The following is a 4,423-nucleotide window of genomic DNA, read 5'->3' on the forward strand; positions in this document are numbered from 1 at the left end:
GCCTGGAAGACCTCCTGGGAGGCGGGAATGATTATGCACCTGGTGGTTGGGTGGACTTTTCTGCCCTTTAAAACCAAAGCGGCCTGTTCCATGTCCCTGAGCCTTCCGTTGGTACAGGAGCCTATGAAGGCCTGGTCTATCTTTATATCCTCGCAGTGCGCTGCAGGCTTCACGTTAGAGGGAAGGTGAGGCAGTGCCACGAGGGGCTCGAGCCCTGATACGTCAATGGTAATGGTTCGTTCGTAGGATGCGTTGCTGTCAGGATATACTGGCTCGAAAGCTCTTGCCGCTCGTTTTTCTGCATATTTTAGTATTTTTTCGTCAGGCACGAACAACCCTGCTTTCCCTCCCGCTTCTATCGCCATGTTGCACAGGGTGAACCTATCGTCCATGGGAAGGCTTGATACTGTCTCTCCCGAGAACTCCAAAGCTTTATAGAGGGCGCCTTGTACTCCCAAAAGCCTCAGAACCTCAAGGATGATGTCCTTGCCGGAGATCCAGGCGGGCCTTTTGCCTTCGAGCATCACCCTTATGGTCTTAGGCACCTTGAGCCATGTTTGGCCCAGTGCCCATACGGCTGCCAGGTCAGTGCTGCCCACACCGGTGGAGAAGGCGCCCATGGCACCACCCGTGCAGGTGTGGCTGTCAGCGCCTATTACTATGTCTCCGGGTAAGATGAGGCCCTGCTCTGGCAGGAATGCGTGCTCTATGCCTACTCGTCCCTGCTCCCAGTAGAGCATGCCCTGTTCCATGGCGAATTCCTTTGCTTCCTTGGCCTGCTTTGCGGCGGCTATGTCCTTGTTTGGGGTGAAGTGGTCTGGGAGTATGGCGCACCTTTTAGGGTCGAAGAGGCGCCTTGCCCCCATTTTCTTGAAGGCCCTTATGGCAGGTGCTCCCGTTATGTCGTTGGCGAAGGCAAAGTCAACGTTGACTTGGCAGATTTCTCCCTCTTGGGCCTTTTGTGTTGTCTTTTTCGCGATTATGGCGCTTGCCAGGGTCCTACCCATCTATGTCCACTCCTTTTACTGCTGCCAGTTGATAAAGCCGGTTGGTGGCATTTACGTAAGCTTTTATGCTTGCTTCCACTACGTCGGTGCTTGCTCCACGACCTTGTGCCTCCAGGCCCTTATAGGACAAAAGGACTCTTGCTTCACCTACGGCGTCTGAACGTTCACTGACTGCGTGCACCCTGTAGCTTTCCAGCTTCGGGTCTATGCCGATTATTCTCTTCAAAGCTGCGTAGGAAGCGTCTACGGGGCCGTTGCCTACTGCTGCGTCGGATTTTTCCTCTTCGCCGTCCATTAAAGTTATGGTCGCCGTGCCTTTGCCGGCTGAGGCGTTCACGGAAAAACTCACCAATTTGAACTTGCGAGTTGAGCTTACTGCGAGAATTTCGTCTACGACCAGAGCCTCTATGTCCCCGTCGGTTACTATTTCCTTTTTATCGCATAGATCCTTGAAGAGCTTGAAAGCGTGGGCTATTTCTTCTTTTGATAAGGCAAAGCCCAGGTCCTCCAGGCGCTTGGTGAAGGCGTGCTTGCCTGAGTGCTTGCCCAGGTGAAGCTTTGTGCCAGGAGCTCCTACGTCTTCCGGCTTCATTATCTCGTAAGTTGCTCTATTGCATAGAATGCCGTGCTGATGTATGCCTGCTTCGTGTGCGAAGGCGTTATCCCCCACGATGGCCTTGTTTGGCGGGACTGTAAAGCCCGTCAGCTTAGAGACTAATTTGCTTATGGAGTAGAGCTTCGTGGTGCTCAAGCGCGATTCCACGCCGAAATAGTTCTTTTTTGTCTTGAGAGCCATCACTATCTCTTCCATGGCTGCATTTCCAGCCCGTTCACCCAGGCCGTTTATGGTACACTCCACCTGCCTTACGCCTCTTTTCACTGCCTCCAGCGAATTGGCTACGGCCAGGCCCAGGTCGTTGTGGCAGTGGCAGGACCATATGACGTTTGAGGGAGCGTCAACTCTCTTTATTATCTCCTCTACGAAGTCGCCAAACTCCACGGGAAGGGCGTAGCCCACTGTATCAGGAATGTTTATGGTGGTTGCGCCGCACTCGATGGCGGTCTTGAATGCCTCGATTACGAAGTCCAGGTCAGACCTGCTTGCGTCCTCTGCGGAGAACTCTACGTCATCTACGTAGCCTTTCGCCTGGGTTACTGCTCGTTTTATTTCCTCAAGTACTTGTTTCCTGTCCATTTTGAGCTTGTATTCCATGTGGATGTCGCTTGTGGCTATGAAGGTGTGGATCCTGGGTTTTTCAGCATGTTTGACGGCATTGTATGCGGCTTCTATGTCTTCTGGCCTTGTCCTTGCAAGGCCAGCGATGACGGGGCCTTGCACCTCCTTGGCTATAGTGGAAACAGCTTCAAAGTCTCCTGGGGATGCTGCCGGAAAACCGGCCTCTATGATGTCTACCCCCATGGAGGCAAGTTGATGAGCAATCTGAATCTTTTCTGCTGTATTAAGGTTTATGCCCGCTGCTTGTTCTCCATCTCTCAAGGTTGTGTCGAAAATCCTTACGTAGTCATCACTCATCCCTATATTCTCCTTTCGGTTGGGGCACACATAAGCGTGCGCCCCCGTTGGTTTTTTAAGCTTCAGGTGCTTCCTTGGCTTCCAGCCAGGGCATCATCTTTCTCAATTTTTTGCCGACCTTTTCGATTAAGTGGTTTTTCTCCCTTTCTGCCCATTTTTTCATGGAAGGCCTTCCGCACTGGTTCTCCAAAATCCAGTCCTTGGCGAACTCTCCGTTTTGGACTCTTTCAAGGAGCCCTTTCATGGTTGCCCGCACGTGTTCGTCAATTACCTGTTTCCCCGCTACCTTGTCGCCGTACTTGGCGGTGTCGCTGACTGAATAGCGCATCCAGCTGAGGCCGCCCTCGAACATCATGTCCACTATGAGTTTGAGCTCGTTGAGGCACTCGAAGTATGCTATTTCCGGCTGGTACCCTGCTTCGACGAGGGTGTCAAAGCCTGCTTTCACCAGTTCTGTTACGCCGCCGCAGAGGACTGCCTGTTCACCGAACAGGTCGGTTTCTGTCTCTTCTGCGAAGGTTGTCTCAATGATGCCAGCTCTTCCACAGCCTATGGCTGTGCCGTATGCCAGTGCCATATCCTTTGCCTTTCCTGAGCTGTCCTGATAGACCGCAAGAAGCCCCGGGACGCCTTTGCCCTCCGTGTACATTCTTCGTACCAAGTGTCCCGGTGATTTGGGAGCGATCATGAAGACGTCACAGTCCTTTGGGGGCTCTACCTGGTGGTAGTGGATTGTAAATCCATGGGAGAAGACTAAGGATGCGCCGCTCTTTAGGTTTGGCTTTATATGTTCCTTGTAGACCTCGCCCTGTACGTGGTCGGGCATCAGAAACACTACCAAGTCTCCCTTTTTGGTTGCTTCCGCCACGGAATATACGGCAAATCCATCCTCCTCGGCCCTCTTTTTGGACCGACTTCCTTCGTGAAGACCAATCACCACGTCGATGTCGCTGTCCCTGAGGTTTTGGGCGTGAGCATGCCCCTGGCTTCCGTACCCGATAACAGCCACAGTTTTCCCCTTAAGAAGCTCAAGATTTGCGTCCTTTTCGTAATAGATGTTCGCCATAATCTACCCACTCTCCTTTATGAGTTTGAAATTTATATTTAGGAATGCCCGTTGGCAAAGCCTGCACGTTCCAGGGCCACGGCGCCGCTGGATGAAATTTCCACGAGGCCGAAAGGCTTCACGGCTTCCAGGAAGGCCGTTACTTTCCCTCTGTCTCCTGTTGTCTCAAGTATTAGGGAGTCTTCGCCTATGTCCACGACCCGGCTTCGGAATACTTCCGCAGTTTGAAGGAGGAGAGGCCTTTGGTCCATAGGAGCTTTAACTTTAGCCAGGACCATCCATCTTTCGACGAAGGGGCCTTTGCTCAGTTCCTTGACTTTTATGACCTCTATGAGCTTTTCCAGCTGTTTTACTATCTGTTGGACTGTCTCATCGTCGCCGCTCACCACAAGGGTGAATCGCGAAATGCCTTCTTTTTCTGTTCGTCCAACGCTTAAGCTGTCTACATTGTAGCCTCTGCGGGAGATTAGCCCCGCCAGCCTGGTTAAGACTCCTGGGTGATCTTCAGCCAGGACACTGATAGTGTGTTTCATCTAGATCACTCCCTAATTAATTTTCTGTGCGCATAATTGCAAGCACACGATATAAAAAAAGGCCGGAACCCTTTATATGGGTCCCGGCCCGGTTATGCCGTATGCGTACTAGTCCGCCGGCACTCCGGGAGGGGACCCGCAGCTAATAAGGACGAGTACGACTACTATAAGGACGAGTTCGACAGCTATCCTATATTCGCTCACGGTTATGCCTCCTTCCGGTTCCGGCTTAAATTATGAGGAATTGTACGCGACATTATATCCCTTGTCAACCCCCTCCTTG

Annotated in this window: 4 protein-coding genes; all 4 read right to left on the minus strand. The window is 52.1% G+C overall.

The features are described 5' to 3' along the window. Positions 1-1,007: aconitase/3-isopropylmalate dehydratase large subunit family protein (locus H0Z23_RS08545; RefSeq protein ID WP_296869025.1), on the minus strand; the 1,007-nt coding region annotated here is incomplete at its 3' end. Beyond that, positions 1,000-2,541 carry a 2-isopropylmalate synthase gene (locus tag H0Z23_RS08550; protein ID WP_296869026.1) on the minus strand — a complete coding sequence of 514 codons (1,542 nt, stop codon included), beginning with the start codon at positions 2,539-2,541 and terminating at the stop codon, positions 1,000-1,002. The genes H0Z23_RS08550 and H0Z23_RS08545, both read right to left, overlap by 8 nt. A gap of 55 nt (positions 2,542-2,596) precedes the next feature. Further along, positions 2,597-3,607, minus strand: coding sequence for a ketol-acid reductoisomerase (gene ilvC / locus H0Z23_RS08555; protein WP_296869027.1), 1,011 nt, complete (start codon positions 3,605-3,607; stop codon positions 2,597-2,599). Positions 3,608-3,645: 38 nt separating this feature from the next. Further along, the gene (ilvN, locus tag H0Z23_RS08560; protein WP_296869028.1) at positions 3,646-4,140 is read right to left on the minus strand and encodes an acetolactate synthase small subunit; all 495 of its coding nucleotides are present in this window, start codon (positions 4,138-4,140) and stop codon (positions 3,646-3,648) included. Positions 4,141-4,423: the final 283 nt, after the last annotated feature.

This window comes from Thermovirga sp. (assembly GCF_017656375.1).
Classification (GTDB): Bacteria; Synergistota; Synergistia; order Synergistales; family Thermovirgaceae; genus Thermovirga.

Coding starts and splice junctions, on each gene's coding strand:
- H0Z23_RS08550 (WP_296869026.1), bottom strand. CDS start 2,541: ATGAGTGATGACTACGTAAGGATTTTCGACACAACCTTGAGAGATGGA.
- ilvC (WP_296869027.1), bottom strand. CDS start 3,607: ATGGCGAACATCTATTACGAAAAGGACGCAAATCTTGAGCTTCTTAAG.
- ilvN (WP_296869028.1), bottom strand. CDS start 4,140: ATGAAACACACTATCAGTGTCCTGGCTGAAGATCACCCAGGAGTCTTA.